Source organism: Pseudomonas sp. Mn2068, from assembly GCF_049319725.1.
Lineage (GTDB): Bacteria > Pseudomonadota > Gammaproteobacteria > Pseudomonadales > Pseudomonadaceae > Aquipseudomonas > Aquipseudomonas gingeri.
Map to the genome: position 1 here is coordinate 478,176 of NZ_JBMOUG010000004.1, position 17,829 is coordinate 496,004.

General features: G+C 64.0%; 18 protein-coding genes. 5 read left to right on the forward strand and 13 right to left on the reverse strand.

Annotation, left to right across the window (positions count from 1 at the left end; genetic code table 11):
* Positions 1-12: 12 nt before the first annotated feature.
* The 6 genes from rodA to ACL9RJ_RS12920 all read right to left on the reverse strand — a co-directional run bounded on the left by rodA (position 13) and on the right by ACL9RJ_RS12920 (position 6,055).
* Positions 13-1,116, reverse strand: a complete 1,104-nt coding sequence (gene rodA / locus ACL9RJ_RS12895) for a rod shape-determining protein RodA (protein WP_042934380.1) — start codon at positions 1,114-1,116, stop codon at positions 13-15.
* A 38-nt stretch (positions 1,117-1,154) separates the two neighbouring features.
* The gene (mrdA, locus tag ACL9RJ_RS12900; protein ID WP_103033144.1) at positions 1,155-3,041 is read right to left on the reverse strand and encodes a penicillin-binding protein 2; all 1,887 of its coding nucleotides are present in this window, start codon (positions 3,039-3,041) and stop codon (positions 1,155-1,157) included.
* Between the two features lie 9 nt (positions 3,042-3,050).
* Positions 3,051-3,518, reverse strand: coding sequence for a 23S rRNA (pseudouridine(1915)-N(3))-methyltransferase RlmH (rlmH, locus tag ACL9RJ_RS12905; protein ID WP_007937439.1), 468 nt, complete (start codon positions 3,516-3,518; stop codon positions 3,051-3,053).
* 9 nt (positions 3,519-3,527) lie between these two features.
* Positions 3,528-4,022, reverse strand: coding sequence for a ribosome silencing factor (gene rsfS, locus ACL9RJ_RS12910; protein ID WP_017123347.1), 495 nt, complete (start codon positions 4,020-4,022; stop codon positions 3,528-3,530).
* 70 nt (positions 4,023-4,092) lie between these two features.
* Complete coding sequence (gene nadD, locus ACL9RJ_RS12915) at positions 4,093-4,782, reverse strand: nicotinate-nucleotide adenylyltransferase (protein WP_017123346.1); 690 nt, start codon at positions 4,780-4,782, stop codon at positions 4,093-4,095.
* 1 nt (position 4,783) lies between these two features.
* Positions 4,784-6,055, reverse strand: a complete 1,272-nt coding sequence (locus ACL9RJ_RS12920) for a glutamate-5-semialdehyde dehydrogenase (protein WP_042934198.1) — start codon at positions 6,053-6,055, stop codon at positions 4,784-4,786.
* 178 nt (positions 6,056-6,233) lie between these two features.
* Between ACL9RJ_RS12920 and ACL9RJ_RS12925 the strand changes: the two genes are divergently transcribed.
* Entirely contained in the window at positions 6,234-6,929 is a 696-nt protein-coding gene (locus tag ACL9RJ_RS12925; protein ID WP_177083950.1) for a DNA-3-methyladenine glycosylase, read from the forward strand.
* Positions 6,930-6,995: 66 nt separating this feature from the next.
* Positions 6,996-8,312, forward strand: a complete 1,317-nt coding sequence (locus ACL9RJ_RS12930) for a bifunctional DedA family/phosphatase PAP2 family protein (RefSeq protein ID WP_017123343.1) — start codon at positions 6,996-6,998, stop codon at positions 8,310-8,312.
* A gap of 19 nt (positions 8,313-8,331) precedes the next feature.
* Here the strand turns inward: ACL9RJ_RS12930 and ACL9RJ_RS12935 are convergent, their stop codons facing one another.
* From ACL9RJ_RS12935 to ACL9RJ_RS12945, 3 genes are read right to left on the reverse strand one after another with little or no spacing between them, the layout of a single operon-like run.
* Positions 8,332-8,922, reverse strand: coding sequence for an LON peptidase substrate-binding domain-containing protein (locus ACL9RJ_RS12935; RefSeq protein WP_177083948.1), 591 nt, complete (start codon positions 8,920-8,922; stop codon positions 8,332-8,334).
* Between the two features lie 10 nt (positions 8,923-8,932).
* Positions 8,933-9,649, reverse strand: coding sequence for an LrgB family protein (locus ACL9RJ_RS12940; RefSeq protein WP_017123341.1), 717 nt, complete (start codon positions 9,647-9,649; stop codon positions 8,933-8,935).
* Positions 9,646-10,008, reverse strand: a complete 363-nt coding sequence (locus ACL9RJ_RS12945; RefSeq protein ID WP_017123340.1) for a CidA/LrgA family protein — start codon at positions 10,006-10,008, stop codon at positions 9,646-9,648. The genes ACL9RJ_RS12940 and ACL9RJ_RS12945 overlap by 4 nt, the downstream gene beginning before the upstream one ends.
* Positions 10,009-10,186: 178 nt before the next feature.
* Between ACL9RJ_RS12945 and ACL9RJ_RS12950 the strand changes: the two genes are divergently transcribed.
* The 3 genes from ACL9RJ_RS12950 to ACL9RJ_RS12960 all read left to right on the forward strand — a co-directional run bounded on the left by ACL9RJ_RS12950 (position 10,187) and on the right by ACL9RJ_RS12960 (position 13,142).
* Positions 10,187-10,642 carry a MaoC family dehydratase gene (locus ACL9RJ_RS12950; RefSeq protein ID WP_017123339.1) on the forward strand — a complete coding sequence of 152 codons (456 nt, stop codon included), beginning with the start codon at positions 10,187-10,189 and terminating at the stop codon, positions 10,640-10,642.
* Between the two features lie 112 nt (positions 10,643-10,754).
* Positions 10,755-12,473 (forward strand): C13 family peptidase, encoded by a 1,719-nt coding sequence (locus ACL9RJ_RS12955; protein ID WP_017123338.1) that lies wholly within the window; start codon positions 10,755-10,757, stop codon positions 12,471-12,473.
* A 27-nt stretch (positions 12,474-12,500) separates the two neighbouring features.
* Positions 12,501-13,142 (forward strand): oxidoreductase, encoded by a 642-nt coding sequence (locus tag ACL9RJ_RS12960; protein WP_017123337.1) that lies wholly within the window; start codon positions 12,501-12,503, stop codon positions 13,140-13,142.
* 173 nt (positions 13,143-13,315) lie between these two features.
* Here ACL9RJ_RS12960 and ACL9RJ_RS12965 read toward each other — a convergent pair whose 3' ends face one another.
* The 4 genes from ACL9RJ_RS12965 to ACL9RJ_RS12980 all read right to left on the reverse strand — a co-directional run bounded on the left by ACL9RJ_RS12965 (position 13,316) and on the right by ACL9RJ_RS12980 (position 17,583).
* A complete protein-coding gene (locus ACL9RJ_RS12965) occupies positions 13,316-13,603 on the reverse strand; it encodes a YceK/YidQ family lipoprotein (protein ID WP_017123336.1) in 288 nt (95 codons plus the stop codon).
* Positions 13,596-14,225, reverse strand: a complete 630-nt coding sequence (ubiX, locus tag ACL9RJ_RS12970) for a flavin prenyltransferase UbiX (RefSeq protein ID WP_017123335.1) — start codon at positions 14,223-14,225, stop codon at positions 13,596-13,598. Before ubiX ends, ACL9RJ_RS12965 begins: the two co-directional genes overlap by 8 nt.
* On the reverse strand, positions 14,222-15,571 hold the full coding sequence (gene mpl / locus ACL9RJ_RS12975; protein ID WP_017123334.1) for a UDP-N-acetylmuramate:L-alanyl-gamma-D-glutamyl-meso-diaminopimelate ligase: 1,350 nt from the start codon (positions 15,569-15,571) through the stop codon (positions 14,222-14,224). Before mpl ends, ubiX begins: the two co-directional genes overlap by 4 nt.
* Positions 15,572-15,666: 95 nt before the next feature.
* Positions 15,667-17,583, reverse strand: a complete 1,917-nt coding sequence (locus ACL9RJ_RS12980) for a sigma-54-dependent Fis family transcriptional regulator (protein ID WP_017123333.1) — start codon at positions 17,581-17,583, stop codon at positions 15,667-15,669.
* Positions 17,584-17,829: the final 246 nt, after the last annotated feature.

The window sequence follows — 17,829 nt, forward strand, 5'->3', positions numbered from 1 at the left end:
TCTTCACCTTAATCAAACCTGTGCGATCCACTTGCGGTGGGTATGGATCGACATCAAAACCCCAAACGCTGACAGCAGCGTCACCAGCGAAGTTCCGCCATAGCTAATGAATGGCAACGGCACGCCCACCACCGGCAACAGGCCACTGACCATACCGATGTTGACGAAAACATAAACAAAAAATGTCATGGTCAGGCTGCCCGCGAGCAGCTTGCCGAAGAGGGTCTGGGCCTGGGCGGTGATCACCAGCCCCCGGCCGATCAGCAGCAGGTAGATCAGCAGCAGGGCGCAGATGCCCACCAGGCCGAACTCCTCGCCCATGACCGCGATGATGAAGTCGGTGTGGCTTTCCGGCAGGAAGTCCAGGTGCGACTGGGTGCCCAGCAGCCAGCCCTTGCCGAACACGCCGCCGGAACCGATGGCGGCCTTGGACTGGATGATGTTCCAGCCGGTGCCCAGCGGATCGCTTTCCGGGTCGAGGAAGGTCAGGATCCGCTGCTTCTGGTAGTCGTGCATGATGAAGAACCACATGCCGACCGCCACCGGCACCGCCGCCGCCAGCACGCTGAGGATCCAGCGCCAGCGCAGGCCGCCCATGAACAGCACGAAGGCGCCGCCGGCCAGGACCAGCAGCGAGGTACCGAGGTCGGGTTGGCGCACGATCAGGATAAACGGCACGCCGATGAGCATCAGGCTGATGCCCACGTGCTTGAGCTGCGGCGGCAACGTGCGCTTGGACAGGTACCAGGCGATGGTCGCCGGCATCAGGATCTTCATGAATTCCGACGGCTGGAAGCGGATCACCCCGGGAATATTGATCCAGCGCGTGGCGCCCATGGCGTTGTGGCCCATGACATCCACCACCACCAGCAGCATCACCCCCAGCACGTAGGCCAGCGGCACCCAGCGGGCCATGAACCGCGGTTCGAGCTGGGCGATGACGAACATCGACACCAGGCCGATACCGAAGGAAGTCGCCTGCTTGATCAGCAGGTCCCAGCTTTTGCCGCTGGCCGAATACAGGACGAACAGGCTGCCGGCCGCCAGGGTCAGCAGCAGGACCAGCAGCGGCCCGTCGATGTGCATGCGCTGCAACAACGTGGCCCGGCGGCGCATCACATCCTCACTGGAGAGGATGCGATCGAAATTGGCGATCAAGGCGTAGCCTCCGCGGTAGTGGTGCCTGCATATTCAGGTTTGATCCGGCCATCCGGGCCCAGCAACCAGGCGTCCATCACCTGGCGGACCACCGGCGCCGCGACGCCGGAACCGGACTCACCGTTCTCGACCATCACCGCCACGGCAATCTTCGGATTGTTGGCCGGCGCAAAGCCGACGAACAGGGCGTGGTCACGATGGCGCTCCTGGACTTTCGAGCGATCGTACTTCTCGCCCTGCTTGATCGCCACGACCTGGGCCGTACCACTCTTGCCGGCGATCAGGTACTGCGAGCCGATCGCCGCCTTGCGCGCGGTCCCCCGGGCGCCGTGCATCACCTGCTGCATGCCGTGGCTGACCTTGTCCCAGTCGGCAGGGTTGCGCAGGACGATATCCGCCATCGGGTTCTCATCCAGCGGCTTCTGGCCTTCGATGGTCTTCGCCAGGTGCGGACGGTTCCACACGCCCTTGTTCGCCACCAGCGCCGTGGCCTGGGCCAGTTGCAGCGGCGTCGCCTGCATGTAGCCCTGGCCGATGCCGAGGATCAGCGTCTCGCCGGGGAACCAGGCCTGGCGGCGCGTGGTGCGCTTCCACTCGCGCGACGGCATCAGCCCCGGCGACTCTTCGAACATGTCCAGGGAGACCTTCTGGCCCAGGCCGAACTTGTTCATGTAGGACGACAACCGGTCGATCCCCAGCTTGTGGGCCAGGTCATAGAAGTAGGTATCGTTGGAACGCATGATCGCCGTGTCCAGGTCGACCCAGCCGTCACCGGTGCGGTTCCAGTTGCGATACTTGTGGTCGTAGTTCGGCAGTTCGTAGTAACCGGGGTCGAAGACCCGCGTCGAGGCATTGACCACACCGCTGTCCAGGCCGGCAATCGCCACCGCCGGCTTGATGGTCGAACCCGGCGGATACAGGCCGCGCAAGACCCGGTTGAACAGCGGACGGTCGATGGAGTCGCGCAGTTCGGCGTAGGCCTTGAAGCTGATGCCGGTGACGAACAGGTTCGGGTCGAAGCTCGGCTGGCTGACCATCGCCAGCACCTCGCCAGTATTCGGGTCCAGCGCCACCACCGCGCCACGACGGCCACCGAGGGCTTCTTCGGCGGCTTCCTGCAGCTTGATGTCCAGGCTCAGGACAATGTCCTTGCCCGGCACCGGATCGGTGCGCTTGAGCACCCGCAGGATGCGCCCGCGGGCGTTGGTCTCGACTTCCTCGTAACCGACCTGGCCGTGCAATTCCGCCTCGTAGAAGCGCTCGATGCCGGTCTTGCCGATATGGTGGGTGCCGCTGTAGTTCACCGAGTCGAGGACTTTCGCCTCTTTCTCGTTGATCCGCCCCATGTAGCCCACCGAATGCGCGAAATGCGCCCCCTGTGGATAGTGGCGAACCAGTTGCGCCACCACCTCGACGCCCGGCAGGCGGAACTGGTTCACCGCCACCCGGGCGATCTGCTCTTCGGTCAGCTCGAACAGGATCGGCACCGGCTCGAACGGCCGCCGCCCCTGGCGCATGCGCTTCTCGAAGAGCACGCGGTCCTCGGGGGTCAGTTGCAGGACTTCGACGATCACATCGAGGACCTGTTGCCAATCGCCGGAACGCTCGCGGGTCATGCTCAGGCTGAAGCTGGGCCGGTTATCGGCCACCACTACGCCATTGCGGTCATAGATCAGGCCGCGAGGCGGCGGGATCGACTGCACATGGACGCGATTGTTTTCCGACAGGGTCGAGTGGTAGTCGTACTGGATCACCTGCAGGAAATACAGGCGGGCAATCAGTACCGCAATAAGCAGCACGACCACGACTGCACCGACCACGACACGGTTACGCACCAGACGGGCGTCTTTCTCGTGGTCCTTGAGGCGGATCGGCTGGGTCATTCGGCAGGCTTATTTGTGGTAAGGGTGCCCGGACAGCACGGTCCAGGCGCGATACAGCTGTTCACCGATCAGGATCCGCACCAGCGGGTGCGGCAGGGTCAGCGGCGACAGCGACCAGCGCTGATCGGCCCGCGCACAGACTTCCGGCGCCAGCCCCTCGGGGCCGCCGACCATGAAGTTGACCGTGCGCGAATCCAGCCGCCAGCGATCCAGCTCGACCGCCAACTGCTCGGTGCTCCATGGCTTGCCATGGACTTCCAGCGTGACGACGCGCTCGTTGGGACCGACCTTGGCCAGCATGGCCTCGCCTTCCTGACGGATAAAGCGCGCCACGTCGGCATTCTTGCCCCGGGTATTGAGCGGTATTTCCACCAGTTCCAGCGCCAGTTCGGATGGCAGGCGCTTGGCATATTCATGCCAGCCTTCTTCCACCCACTTGGGCATGCGGGAACCGACAGCAATCAGGCGCAGGCGCACAACCGCACCTTATTCCTGGTCTTTGTTGAGCTTGATGAAATGCTCATGGGTGTTTTCCGGGCTGTGGTGTGCGGCGCTGGCCGAACGGCTCTGCTCGGCACCCTGCCACAGACGCTCCAGGTCGTAGAACTGACGGGCGCTGGCGGTCATCATGTGGACGATCACGTCGTCCATGTCCAGCAGGACCCAGTCGCTGTCGCCCTTGCCTTCTTCGCCCAGCGGCTTGACGCCCAGGGCCTTGACCGCTTCGCGGACCTTGTCCAGCATCGCGCCGATCTGGCGGTTGGAGGTACCGGTGGCGATGATCATGTAGTCGGTGATGCTCTGCTTTTCGCGAACGTCGATCACCAGGATGTCCTGGGCCTTGACGTCTTCCAGGGCCGCCACGGCGATCTTGACCAGCTCATCGCCCTTGAGGGGCTCACCGCTGATCACTTTCTCAGGCAGCGGAGCACTTTTGAAGGTGCCTTTGCGCTTTGCTTTGTTTACGTCGTTGTTCGTCATATAAAACTCGTTTTGCTCGTATGTTCGGGCGCTTCAATACACGATTGTCCGTGCTTTCAAGCGCGCCTTTTCAGTTCGACGCACGGTACAGCCCGTGCGCATCGATATAGGCCAGGACCGCGTCAGGCACCAGGTAACGTACCGACTTACCGCTGGCCAGCAGTTGACGGATCTGGGTGGCCGACACCGCGAGGGGTGTCTGCCAGACGAATGTAATGTGCCCGCCAGGCCCCGGCAGGGCCTTCGGGTCGCTGACCGACCGCGCGGCCAGCAGGTTGCGCAAGGCATCCGGCGGTTCGCTGTCGGCATCCGGGCGTTGCAGCACCAGGATATGGCAATGCTGGAGCAACTCTTCCCAGCGATGCCACGTGGGCAGGCCGCAAAACGCGTCCCAGCCCAGTAACAGAAACAACTGGTCCTCGGCGGCCAGCTCGGCCCGCATGAGTTCCAGGGTGTCGATAGTGTAGGACGGCTTGTCCCGTTGCAGCTCGCGATCATCGACCACCAGCGGCGAGACGCCGGCCACCGCGCAATCGACCATCGCCAGACGGTCGATCGCCGAAACCTGCGGCGTATCCCGATGGGGCGGCCGGGCGCTGGGCGTCAGGCGCAACTCATCGAGCTCCATCAATTCCGCGACTTCCAGGGCACTGCGCAAATGGCCGATGTGCACCGGGTCGAAGGTTCCACCGAGCACACCGATGCGCCGAGGCGGAACTTCGCGAGCGGTCACGGCGGCTGACTGGCGTTTCTCGACCAAGTCAGACCGACTCCTGACCACGCAACTGCCCGTCGCCGACCACGATGTACTTCTCGCAAGTCAGGCCTTCCAGACCTACCGGTCCGCGGGCGTGCAGCTTATCAGTAGAAATGCCGATCTCGGCACCCAATCCGTACTCGAAGCCATCGGCGAAGCAGGTCGGGGTGTTGAGCATCACCGAGCTGGAGTCGACTTCGGCCATGAAACGCCGGGACTCGGCCAGGTTTTCGGTGACGATCGAGTCGGTGTGATGCGAACCGTAACCGTTGATGTGCTCGACGGCCATGTCCAGCCCGTCGACGACACGGATCGACAGGATCGGCGCCAGGTATTCGGTATTCCAGTCTTCTTCCGTCGCGGCCAGCGCCTCGATGATCGCCCGGGTGCGTTCGCAACCCCGCAGCTCGACACCCTTGGCGCGGAACTGCTCGGCCATGGCCGGGAGGAATTCGGCGGCAACGGCCTGGTCCACCAACAGGGTTTCCATGGCGCCGCAGATGCCATAGCGGTAGGTCTTGGCGTTGAAGGCGATACGACGGGCCTTGGCCAGGTCGGCATGGGCACTGACGTAGACGTGACAGATGCCGTCCAGGTGCTTGATCACCGGCACCCGCGCATCACGGCTGACCCGCTCGATCAGGCCCTTGCCGCCGCGGGGAACGATCACGTCGACGTACTCGGGCATGCTGATCAGCGCGCCGACGGCGGCACGGTCGGTGACTTCCACCACCTGCACCACGGCGGCCGGCAGGCCGGCCTCGTCCAGGCCACGCTGGATGCAGGTGGCGATGGCGCGATTGGAGTGGATCGCCTCGGAGCCGCCACGCAGGATGGTGGCATTGCCGGACTTCAGGCACAGGCTGGCGGCATCGATGGTCACGTTCGGACGCGACTCGTAGATGATCCCCACGACACCCAGCGGTACGCGCATCTTGCCGACCTGGATACCCGACGGCCGGTAGCTCATGTCCCGGATCGCCCCGACCGGGTCCGGCAGGCTTGCCACCTGGCGCAGGCCGATAATCATGCTGTCGATCCGCGCCGGGGTCAGTGCCAGACGCTCGACCAGCGCCGGCTCCAGACCATTGGCGCGGGCAGCGGCCAGGTCGAGCTCGTTGGCCGCGCCCAGCTCGTCGCGGGCCGCATCCAGCGCGGCGGCGGCGGCATGCAACGCGCGATTCTTCTGCGCGGTGCTGGCACGGCCGATCACGCGGGAAGCCTCGCGGGCTGCGCGACCCAGGCGGGTCATGTAGTCAAGAACGGACTCAGTCATGGTCTAAGGGGGACTTGGCAAATAGGAAAGCGGCCGATTATAGCTGTCGCGCCGCCTCACGCACAGCGGTGCCGGGCGGATGGTCGAAATCGGGCACAAATAGCCGCCATTCAGCTTGGATTAAGGGCAAAATCGGTATGATTGGCGTCCGACCAGCCTTGAATGCCTCTCAGGAACGATGTCCAACCTGACACCCCCGCCCCTGCCGAACGCCCTGCCCGATGCCTTTTTCGACCGCGACGCGCAACTGCTTGCCCGCGAACTGCTGGGAAAAGTCATACGCCATCGCGTCGGCGATCTGTGGCTCGCGGCGCGCATCATAGAGACCGAAGCCTATTACTTCGAGGAAAAAGGCAGCCACGCCTCCCTCGGCTATACAGAAAAGCGTAAGGCTTTGTTTCTGGATGGCGGACACATCTATATGTACTACTCCCGGGGTGGCGACTCGCTGAACTTCAGCGCCCATGGGCCGGGAAACGCGGTGCTGATCAAATCCGCCTATCCCTGGGTCGACGACCTGTCGGGCCCGGCCAGCCTGGCGCAGATGCTCCTCAACAATCCCGACGCCAACGGTGCGGCGCGGCCATCACAGAAGCTGTGTGCCGGGCAGACGCTGCTGTGCAAGGCCCTGGGCCTCAAGGTACCGGCCTGGGACGCCAAGCGCTTCGACCTGCAGCGGCTGTTTGTCGAGGATGTCGGCAACCGGCCGGCGCAGATCATCCAGACCACCCGCCTGGGCATTCCCCTGGGTCGGGACGAGCACCTGATGTACCGCTTCGTCGACGCCGCCTATGCCCCGCATTGCACGCGCAACCCATTGCGACGCGGACAGGTCGAAGGTCGCGATTACCACATTCTTTCACCAAACCTGTAGGAGCCCGGCTCCTGCAGTAACAAGCGCAATGCCGACGGTTGTCTGGCCTGCATAAGGAAATCCTCCATGGGCCCATGGCTCGATAGCATCACCGGCTGGTTGACGGCTAATCCGCAATGGCTCGGCCTGGCCGTATTCATCATTGCCTGTGTCGAATGCCTGGCCATTGCCGGCATCATCGTGCCGGGCACCGTGCTGCTGTTCGCCATTGCCGTCCTGGCCGGCAGCGGCGCCCTGACCCTGGGCGAAACCCTGCTGCTGGGATTCCTCGGCGGCTTGCTCGGTGACGGGTTGTCCTACGCCCTCGGCCGGCGCTTTCACCAGAACATCCGGCGCTTGCCGGGCCTGCGCCAGCATCCGGAGTGGATGAGCGGCGCCGAATCCTATTTCCAGCGCTACGGGATCGCCAGCCTGCTGGTCGGGCGCTTTATCGGCCCGCTACGGCCGATGTTGCCGATGATCGCCGGTATGTGCGACATGCCGCTGCCACGGTTTATCGGTGTCAGCCTGATTGCCGCCGCCGGCTGGTCCGTGGCCTACCTGCTGCCGGGCTGGGCCACCGGCGCGGCCTTTCGCCTGCCGTTGCCTGAGGGTTTCTGGCCGCAGACCGCGGTGGTCGCGGCCGGCCTGGCGGCGCTGATCGGGCTGTGCATTCATTGCAGTCTCAAGCGCCACCCGAAGGCGACGATCCTGATCTCGGCCCTGAGCCTGGCACTGCTGGGCGGCCTGTTCTTCGGCTACCCGCACCTGAAGGCCTTCGACCAGGGCCTGATGACGCTGGTGCAGGAGCACCGCGAGAGCAGCCTTGATTTCGTCGCGGTGATCATCACCCGCCTGGGCGACTTCCGCACCCAGTTCACCGTCGCGGCGGTGCTCACGGTCCTGCTGTTCCTCGCCCGCCAATGGCGCCACGCGCTGTTTTTCGGTGCCACCCTGGCGGTCACCGCCCTCGGCAACACCGTGACCAAGCACCTGTTCGCGCGCATGCGCCCGGAGGTGCTGACCGATCCGATCACCAGCTACAGCATGCCCAGCGGCCACAGCTCCGGATCGTTCGCGTTCTTCCTGATGCTCGCCGTGCTGGCCGGGCGCGACCAGCCGCCACGGATGCGCGTGACCTGGCTGCTGCTCGGCTGCCTGCCGGCCTTTGCGGTGGCGTTGTCGCGGGTGTATCTCGGCGCGCATTGGCCGACCGACATCCTCGCCGGCGCACTGCTGGCGATTGGCGTGCTGGCGGCCAGCCTGACCCTCAGCCAGCGCTACATGCCGCTCAATGCCATGCCGCCGCGCGCCTGGTGGCTGATCCTGCCGGCCGCCGTGGCCCTGTATGGATTCCACGCGTTATGGCATGTGCAGCACCAGGTGCTGCGGTACGCCTACTAGAGAGAACCGCGCCCCCTGCTCACGCAAACAGTTCGCCCTGCAGCTCGTCGAGCAGGGCCTGGATCGCATCCAGCCGCTGCTGGGGATCGTCGAGTTCCAGCAGATCGATCTTGTCCAGATCGGAAAACGGCAGCAGATAAGCCAGCTGGTTCGCCAGCGACTGCTGTCCGGTGGCTTCGGTGCCCATGTTCAACGCCGCCACCATCGGGTGTTCGGCCAGGGCCTTGAGCAGGGCCACCAGGTCCTCGTCCTCGTCCTGTAATGGCTGCTCGGGAATTTCGTCCAGCCATTCGACGTCGGCGACGGTCAGGTTGTCCTTCTGCAGCTCGCTGCCCAGCACACGGAAACGTCGCCCGCCTTCCACGCGAATGCCCAGCAGGCCATTGTCCTGCTGCTGGAAGTCGCGGATCAGCGCTTCACAGCCGACCCGGGCAAAACCTTCCGCGGCGCGACCGACCTCTTCGCCCTCGAGAATACACACCACGCCAAAGCCACTGCCTTGCTTCATGCAGCGACTGATCATGTCCAGGTAGCGCGCCTCGAAAATCTGCAGGTCGAGGGTGCAGCCGGGGAACAGCACGGTGTTCAGGGGAAACAGCGCCAGGGTCATAAAGGTTTCCTTAAACCAGCCATGTCACCACCAGCGGCAACAACACCGCCGTGGCCACGCCCATCAAACTCATCGCCAGCGCCGCGAAGGCACCGCATTCGTCACTTTCCTGCAAGGCCACCGAGGTGCCCACCGCATGGGCCGTCATGCCCAGCGCCATGCCACGAGCCTCGGCACGCTGCACACCCAGGCGCGTCAGCATGTTCGGCCCGGCAATGGCGCCGATCACGCCGGTGATCAGCACGAAGACCGCCGCCAAGGCTGCCACACCACCGATCTGCTCGGCCACCAGCATGGCAATCGGCGAAGTCACCGACTTCGGCGCCATGGTCATCAACATCCGGTGGTCGGCGCCGAACAGCCAACCCAGCAGGACACACAACCCGGTGGCGATCACCCCGCCAATCACCAGCGTAGTAAAAATCGGCCAGAACAACTGCCGGATCCGCCGCAGGTTGAGGAACAACGGCACCGCCAGCGCGACGGTCGCCGGACCGAGCAGGATACTGAGGATTTCCGTGCTCTTGCGGTACTCGGCATAGTCCAGGTCGCACAGCAGCAGGACCCCGACCACCAGTGCCATCGACGCCAGCACCGGTTGCAGGAAGATCCAGCGGGTTTTCTCGAACCCGGCGAGCACCAACTGATAGGCGCCCAGGGTAATGCCGATGCCGAACAGCGGATGGTGAATCACCGCGCTCCAGGCGCCTTGCCAGTCGAGCGTCATGGCTTGCCCTCCCGCCGGTCCTTGCGTTGCACCAGCCAGTTCATCAGGACGCCGGCCAAGGCCATGGAGATCAGCACCGAGAGCACCAGCGAGCCGGCGATCGCCCAGAAGTTCGCCGCGATCTCCGTGGCATAGACCATCACGCCCACGGCCGGCGGCACCAGCAGCAACGGCAGGTAGCGCAACAGGCTGGAGGCCGCCTCGCTCAACGGCGCGCCCACTTCGCCACGCACCATCAGGAACGCCAGCAACAGCAGCAGGCCGATGATCGGCCCCGGCAACATCGGTACACACAAATGATTGATCGCCGTGCCAAGCAACTGAAACAGCACCAGCCAGGTCAGGCCGCGTAGCAACATCAGACACTCCCTTGGATTCTTCCCCGATAACGCGGCCCATTATAAGCACGCCGATACGGCGGCATTCGCCAAAGCCATGGTGGCTTGACCGAGCACAAGTGCCGTGATGATCTACAGTGGATGCCAAGGGCTGCAAGGCCCCGGCCAGAAAGAACTGGATAAACCAAGGAGAGGCTCAATGCCCTATGTACCCGTAGCGCAACTCAACGACTATGTCGGCAAGGAACTGGGATGTTCCGAATGGCTCACCATCGACCAGGAGCGTATCAACCTGTTCGCGGAAGCCACCGGCGATTATCAGTTCATCCACGTCGACCCGGTCAAGGCCGCGCAAACGCCGTTCGGCAGCACCATTGCCCATGGTTTCCTCTCGCTGTCGCTGATGCCCAAGCTGATGGAAGACATCCTCGTGCTGCCCGAAGGCCTGAAGATGGTGGTCAACTACGGCCTCGACAGCGTGCGCTTCATCCAGCCGGTGAAGGTCGACTCGCGGGTGCGCCTCAAGGTCGAGCTGACCGAGGTCACCGAGAAAAAGCCCGGCCAATGGCTGCTCAAGGCCACCGCCACCCTGGAAATCGAAGGCCAGGAAAAACCCGCCTACATCGCTGAACCTCTATCGCTCTGCTTCGTCTGAGGTAACGCCCGAGTGCTGGCACGAAACAGTGACACGACTGTTTCGTGCTCTCCCCCCTAGACACAACATAATGCTACGGCATACTCGGTCCCCTAATTGCCCGGATCCCGTTATGCGCCCACTTGTGCCCCTTGCTCTGACCCTGCTGCTCGCCGCCTGCGGTGATGGCGAATCGCTACTACCGCCAGACGCCCGTCTGCCGGATGGCGGTCGTTATCGTGGGGAAGTGATCAATGGCCTGCTGCAAGGCCAGGGGCGCATCGACTACCCGAGCGGCAGCTGGTACGCGGGTCAGTTCGACAAGGGCCAATGGCATGGCGACGGCGAGTGGCACGGCAGCAACGGCGAGGTCTACAAGGGCCAGTTCCAGCAAGGCCTGTTCCACGGCCAGGGCACCCTGACCACCCATGACAGCAGCTACACCGGCGCGTTCAAGCTGGGGCGCCGCAACGGCGAAGGCACCCTCAAAGAAGCCGGCATGACCTACCGCGGCGAATTCAAGGACGACCAGTATTCCGGCCTCGGCCACCTGGAGCTGGAAGACGGCAGCCAGTACCAGGGCCAGTTCGCCCATGGCAAACCCAATGGCGAAGGCCAGCGCAGCGATTCGAGCGGCAACCAGTTCACCGGGCGTTTCGTCAACGGCCAGCTGGAAGGCATCGGGACCTTCAACAGCGCCGAAGGCGACCAGTACGCCGGCGGCTTCAAGCACAACCAGTTGAACGGCAAGGGCCGTTATGAAAACGCCGACGGCGATGTCTGGATCGGTGAGTTCAAGGACGGCGTGCTCAGTGGCAAGGGCGAGCTGATCGGTGTCGATGGCAGCCACTATCGCGGTGAATTCAGCGAATGGCGCTTTACCGGCTTCGGCCACCTGAGCCTCGGTGATGGCAGCGTCTATATCGGCGAGTTCGCCGGCGACACCTATCAGGGCCGCGGCATCCTGACCCTGGCCGACGGCAGCGTGCAGAGCGGTGTCTGGGCCAATGGCCAGCGGGTTCGCGATGCCGAGGGCAAGCTGCTGCCGGACGCCCTGGAGCTGGGTCTGCTGGCCCAGGGCTCGCTGCTGGAAAAAGCCCTGGCCGCCGTTCCTGCCTCCACCCCGGCCATCGAGCTGTACAGCCTGGTACTGGCGGGCGATGGCAAGCAGAGCGTGTTCCTGCGTGAAGCCGACTACGTCAACAAGATGCTCGCCACGCGCTTTGGCGCCTACGGCCAGATCAGCCTGGTGAATCACCGCGACCATCTGATCGACCGTCCGATGGCCACCCGCGAGAACCTGCGCCGCGCCGCCCAGACCCTGGCCGACCGTAGCGGCCCGGAAGACCTGATCTTCATCTACCTGACCAGCCACGGCACCCACGAGCACGAACTGGTGCTGGACCAGCCGCGCCTGGAACTGGCCGACCTGCCGGCGGATGAAATGGCCTCGGCCCTGGCCCCGCTGAAGAACCGCGACAAGGTCATCGTCATCTCGGCCTGTTATTCCGGTGGTTTCATTCCCGCACTGAAAGATGAAAGAACTTTAATAATGACCGCCTCGCGGGCTGATAGGGTGTCCTTCGGCTGCTCCGAGGAAGCGGATTTCACCTACTTCGGCGACGCCCTGTTCGCCCAGGCCCTGAACCAGACCGACGATTTGCAGCAAGCTTTCAACCTCGCCAAGGCCCATGTTGCCGACCGCGAACAGGCAGACAACTTCGAGGCTTCGGAACCCCAGATCTGGGCACCCAAGGGCGTGCTGGCCCATTGGCAGCAACTACGCAAGCAACAAGCACGAAAAGCGTTGCAAAGCGCTTCGCTGGACAGCAAGGAAGCCAAGAGCAACTAAGCTGATTCGTATCAAGGGAGATATTTTATGTACTTGACGCCTCAGCACATCCTGCTCGCTGGAGCCACCGGCCTGACCGGTGAACATCTACTCGACCGCCTGCTCAACGAGCCCACGGTCAGCCGCGTACTCGCCCCGTCGCGGCGGCCCCTGGCGGAACATCCACACCTGGAAAACCCGGTCGGCGACCCGGCGGTATTCCTGCCGCAACTGAGCGGCCGTGTCGACCTGGCCATCTGCTGCCTCGGCACCACCATCAAGCTAGCCGGTTCCGAAGAAGCCTTTCGCGCCATCGACCATGACATGGTCGTAGCCTTTGGCAAGCGCGCCCGGGAAATGGGCGCACGGCACCTGATCGTGGTCAGCGCGATTGATGCCAACCCGAAATCCAAGGTGTTCTACAGCCGGGTCAAGGGGGAGATGGAGGAGTCGTTGAAGGCGCAGGACTGGCCGCAACTGACCATTGCCCGGCCGTCGCTGTTGCTGGGCGAGCGCACGGAACCGCGCCTCGCCGAACAGTTGGCGGGTCCCTTGTCGAAGTTGATTCCCGGCAAGTATCGCGGGATCGAAGCCTGCCAGCTGGCCCGGGCACTGTGGCGCCTGGCGCTGGAAGAGCAGGATGGCGTGCGGATCGTCGAGTCGGATGAATTGCGCCGGTTGGGCAAGTAACTCACGGGACTGCTCGGTCCCTTGTGGTGAGCGGTGCTTGTGTGGAGCAGTGCTTATTTATGTGGGAGGGGGCTTGCCCCCGAAGCTTTTAGCGATCTCACCGGCCCCTTCGGGGGCAAGCCCCTCCCACACAAGCTCCACGCAACCCAGCGCCACAAAGCCATCAATCAATGCTACAACCCGCCCGTCGCCTGAAAACCAACCCCCAATACCGTCAACACCGACAGCGGCAACAGCAAGGTGTCGAGCAAGGCGCTGGCCGGCAGGTCGACGCCGGGATAGCTCGGCGCCTCGGCCCCGAAGCGGTCGCTGGCACAACAACCGCCCTGCATCGCGTACAGGTCCAGCCGCGTCCCCGAATAGACGATCGGCGCACCGGTCTTGCCCGCGTCCAGGGTACGCACCGTCGCACAGCCCGCCAGTTGCACGGCCAGCAGCAGGTACAGCAGCGACTTATTCATCGCTGCTCAAGTGATGCTCGCCCCAGCGCGGCAACATGTCCTGAGGAATATTCAGCACATTGAGAATCCGTGCCACGACAAAATCCACCAGGTCGTCGATGGTCTGCGGCTGGTGATAAAAGCCCGGCGACGCCGGCAGGATAGTTACGCCCATATTCGACAGCTTGAGCATGTTCTCCAGGTGGATACTCGAGTACGGCGCTTCCCGCGGCACCAGGATCAACTGCCGCCGCTCCTTCAGCGTGACGTCCGCCGCCCGCTCGATCAGGTTGTTGCAGGCCCCCGTGGCAATCGCCGACAAGGTCCCGGTGGAACACGGCACCACCACCATCGCCGCCGGCGAACCGGAGCCCGAGGCGACGGGCGACATCCAGTCCTCCTTGCCGTAGACACGGATCTGCCCCACTTGCGCCCCGGTGTATTCGGTGAGGAACGCCTGCATCGTCTGCGGCTTGGGTGGCAGGGTGACATCCGTCTCCGTCGCCATCACCAGTTGCGCGGCCTTGGAAATCAGGAAGTGCACCTCGCGGTCCTCGCGCACCAGGCAATCGAGCAGGCGCAAGCCGTATTGCGCGCCGGACGCGCCGGTCATCGCCAGGGTGATGCGTTCCGGGCCGCTCACTGCAAGGCCTCGGCAAGCTTGCCGTGCAGGCCGCCGAAGCCGCCGTTGCTCATGATCACCACATGGGTGCCGGGTTTGGCCTGGCTTTTCACTCGCTCGATAATGCCGTCGAGGGAGTCACTGACAATCGACGGCACGGTACACAAGGCCGCGGTCGCGCCCAGGTCCCAGCCGAGGTTGGCCGGCGCATACCAGATCACCTGGTCGGCCTGGACCACGCTTTCCGGCAAGCCGTCGCGGTGGGCCCCGAGCTTCATCGAGTTGGAGCGCGGCTCGATAATGGCGATCACCGGCGCGTCGCCGACCTTCTTGCGCAAACCGTCGAGGGTGGTGGCAATGGCCGTCGGGTGGTGGGCGAAGTCGTCGTAGATGGTCACGCCATGGACTTCGGCGACCTTTTCCATGCGCCGCTTCACACTCTTGAAAGCACTCAGGGCCGCGATGCCCATGGCCGGCACCACGCCGACATGGCGGGCGGCAGCCAGGGTGGCCAGGGCATTGGCGACGTTGTGCTGGCCGGTCATATCCCACTCGACCACACCCTGGGCCACGCCTTCGAACATCACTTCGAAACGCGAGCCGTCTTCACTGAGCAGCTTGACCTGCCACTGGCCACCGGCACCGGTGGTCTGCACCGGCGTCCAGCAGCCCATCTCGATCACGCGCTTGAGCGCCGGCTCGGTGGTCGGGTGGATCACCAGGCCTTCGCTCGGGATGGTCCGCACCAGATGGTGGAATTGCCGCTCGATGGCTGGCAGATCCGGGAAGATGTCCGCGTGATCGAACTCCAGGTTGTTCAGGATCGCCGTGCGCGGGCGGTAGTGGACGAACTTGGAGCGCTTGTCGAAAAACGCACTGTCGTATTCATCGGCTTCGATCACGAAGAACGGCGTATCGCCCAGCCGTGCCGACACCGAGAAGTTCTGCGGCACACCGCCGATCAGGAAGCCCGGGCTCATGCCCGCGTGTTCCAGCACCCAGGCCAGCATGCTGCTGGTGGTGGTCTTGCCATGGGTGCCGGCGACGGCCAGGACCCAGCGGCCCTGCAACACATGGTCGGCCAGCCACTGCGGGCCGGAGACATAGGGCAGGCCCTTGTTCAACACGTACTCGACGGCGGGATTGCCACGGGACATGGCATTGCCGATCACCACCAGGTCGGGGGCCGGATCAAGCTGGGCCGGGTCGTAGCCCTGGGTCAGCTCGATGCCCTGCGCCTGCAGTTGCGTGCTCATCGGTGGATAGACGTTGGCATCGGAGCCCGTCACGTGATGGCCCAGCTCTTTGGCCAGAACCGCCATCGACCCCATGAAGGTGCCGCAGATACCCAGAATATGAATGTGCATAGTCGACCTCGTAAAACATGGCCGCAGGTTAGCCCAGAGCGGACGAAATCGCACCTTGTGTTTCAGGTTCGCGGACATGAGGGAACCGAGCCTCCTCAGCGGGCGATGCCATGCTTGCGCAGCTTTCTATACAGGGTATTGCGACTGACCCCCAGTTGCCCGGCGGTATGGGTCATGTGCCAGCGCTGCTGCTCCAGGGCATTGAGCAGGGCCAGGCGCTCGGCCTCTTCCAGCGGATGCTCCGAGAGCTCGTCAACCGGCATCGGCGCAAGGGCGGGGCGCGCCTGGCGAATCATCGCCGGCAGGTCCGCCACGGCGATCCGCCCGTTATCACACAGCGCCACCAGCGTGCGCAGCACCGTGCGCAACTGCCGCACATTGCCCGGCCAGGCGAAATCCAGCAGGGCCTGGCGTGCCGCCGCCTCGATCAGCACAGGCTGCCCGGCGGCCTCCTCGGCCAGCAGGAAATCCAGCAACTGGGACCTGTCGCTGCGTTCACGCAAGGCCGGCAAGCCGATCTCCAGCCCATTGAGCCGGTAATACAGATCCTCGCGGAAGCTGCCGTCCTGCACCCGCTCCAGCAGATTGCGGTGGGTCGCGCTGACGATCCGCACGTTGACCGCCTCGGGCTCGCCGCCGATCGGCACCACCTGGCGGTCTTCCAACACTCTCAGCAGGCGGGTCTGCAATGCCAGCGGCATATCGCCGATCTCATCGAGGAACAGCGTGCCGCCATCGGCCTGCTGCAACTTGCCACGCATGCCTTCCTTGCGCGCGCCGGTAAAACTGCCACCGCGATAACCGAACAGTTCGCTTTCGATCAGGCTTTCCGGGATGGCCGCGCAGTTGAGGGCGACAAAGGCCTTTTCCGCACGCTGGCTGGACTGATGCACCGCCTTGGCGAATGCTTCCTTGCCCGAACCGGTTTCGCCGTTGATCAACAGCGGCACATCGCGCTCGAAGACCCGCAACGCCTTGCGAAAATCACTCTGCAAGCCTTCGTCGCCCAGGCAGATGCCCGAGAGGCCTGCTCGTTCGGCGATGACCGGCGACGATACCAGCGGCTTGGGCACACTGCGCGGCTGGCCGCGCAACACCGCGAACAAGCCGCGGCCATCCCGCGTGCGCAATGGCCAACTGGCGCTGGCCTGGGCACTCGCACGCCCCAGCAAGTCATCCAGCGAGCAATCGAAAAACGCTTCCACCGGCTGCCCCAGCAGCCCGCCGCGGGCATGCCCCAGCAGGTTCAGCGCGCTCTGGTTGACCGCACTGATCCGCCCTTCGCCGTCGAATGCCAGCAGCCCTTCGCTGAACAGGCCCACGGACTCGGCCTGCAAGTGAAAGCGCAACAACCAGTGCTTGTCGTAATAACGCAGGAAATAGCAGCTCTCGATCATCTTCGCCGAGAGGTTCACCAGGGCCATGGTATGGAACTGGCTCTGCCGGGATACATCCGGACGCGCGGACGACACATCGAGCACCGCCAGCAGTTCGCCCTGGGGATCGAAGACCGGGCTCGCCGAACAGGTCAGGCCGGTGTGGCGGCCACGAAAGTGTTCGTCCTGGTGAATGGTCAGCGACTGCCGCTCCACCAGGCAGGTGCCGATACCGTTGGTGCCTTCGCAGGCCTCGCTCCAGTCGGCGCCGAGCCAGAGCCCGGCACGCTCGAAGATCTTGCGTTCGGCGGGAGCGGTGACGCAGTTGAGGATCACGCCCCGGGAATCGGTCAGCAACACCGCATGCCCGGCACCGGAGAGTTGCTGATGCAGGCTGGTCATCTCGTTGCCGGCGATCTGCAACACCTGCTTGAGGCGCTCGCGGCTTTCCAGGAGGCGATCGTGCTCCAGCACCGTGGGGGCGATGCTCAACGACGGATCGAGGTGATAATCCTCAAGGCAGCGCAGCCAGGAACGGGCAATGGACGGATCACTGCCCGGCCCATGCAGTTGAGGCTTGCCCTGGGTCACGGTCAGCACCTGGCGGGCGTGACGGCTCAAATGGTTGTTCTGCATTTCTTATTGTTCTCCCTTGTAGGAGCGCGGCCGGTCGAGGCTCGATTGCCAGCGATAGAGCCAGTGGGCCTCGCATCGCCTGATCGACCGCCATCGCCAGCAAGCCGGCTCCTACAGGTTTCGCGGGGTGTTCAGAATCCATGCGCCTGACTCTGGCCCATCAGCATCCTCCTGCGCCGCAAGCATTGCAATCACCCCACGACCGATGAGTCACAGGCTGTGCCATCGGCGTTACAAAGTGTCACC

Bases quoted from the DNA above. Each gene is read 5' to 3' on its own strand.
- rodA (WP_042934380.1), bottom strand. From the start codon at position 1,116: ATGCGCCGCCGGGCCACGTTGTTGCAGCGCATGCACATCGACGGGCCG.
- mrdA (WP_103033144.1), bottom strand. From the start codon at position 3,041: ATGACCCAGCCGATCCGCCTCAAGGACCACGAGAAAGACGCCCGTCTG.
- rsfS (WP_017123347.1), bottom strand. From the start codon at position 4,022: ATGACGAACAACGACGTAAACAAAGCAAAGCGCAAAGGCACCTTCAAA.
- ACL9RJ_RS12920 (WP_042934198.1), bottom strand. From the start codon at position 6,055: ATGACTGAGTCCGTTCTTGACTACATGACCCGCCTGGGTCGCGCAGCC.
- ACL9RJ_RS12925 (WP_177083950.1), top strand. From the start codon at position 6,234: ATGTCCAACCTGACACCCCCGCCCCTGCCGAACGCCCTGCCCGATGCC.
- ACL9RJ_RS12930 (WP_017123343.1), top strand. From the start codon at position 6,996: ATGGGCCCATGGCTCGATAGCATCACCGGCTGGTTGACGGCTAATCCG.
- ACL9RJ_RS12935 (WP_177083948.1), bottom strand. From the start codon at position 8,922: ATGACCCTGGCGCTGTTTCCCCTGAACACCGTGCTGTTCCCCGGCTGC.
- ACL9RJ_RS12940 (WP_017123341.1), bottom strand. From the start codon at position 9,649: ATGACGCTCGACTGGCAAGGCGCCTGGAGCGCGGTGATTCACCATCCG.
- ACL9RJ_RS12945 (WP_017123340.1), bottom strand. From the start codon at position 10,008: ATGTTGCTACGCGGCCTGACCTGGCTGGTGCTGTTTCAGTTGCTTGGC.
- ACL9RJ_RS12950 (WP_017123339.1), top strand. From the start codon at position 10,187: ATGCCCTATGTACCCGTAGCGCAACTCAACGACTATGTCGGCAAGGAA.
- ACL9RJ_RS12955 (WP_017123338.1), top strand. From the start codon at position 10,755: ATGCGCCCACTTGTGCCCCTTGCTCTGACCCTGCTGCTCGCCGCCTGC.
- ACL9RJ_RS12960 (WP_017123337.1), top strand. From the start codon at position 12,501: ATGTACTTGACGCCTCAGCACATCCTGCTCGCTGGAGCCACCGGCCTG.
- ACL9RJ_RS12965 (WP_017123336.1), bottom strand. From the start codon at position 13,603: ATGAATAAGTCGCTGCTGTACCTGCTGCTGGCCGTGCAACTGGCGGGC.
- mpl (WP_017123334.1), bottom strand. From the start codon at position 15,571: ATGCACATTCATATTCTGGGTATCTGCGGCACCTTCATGGGGTCGATG.
- ACL9RJ_RS12980 (WP_017123333.1), bottom strand. From the start codon at position 17,583: ATGCAGAACAACCATTTGAGCCGTCACGCCCGCCAGGTGCTGACCGTG.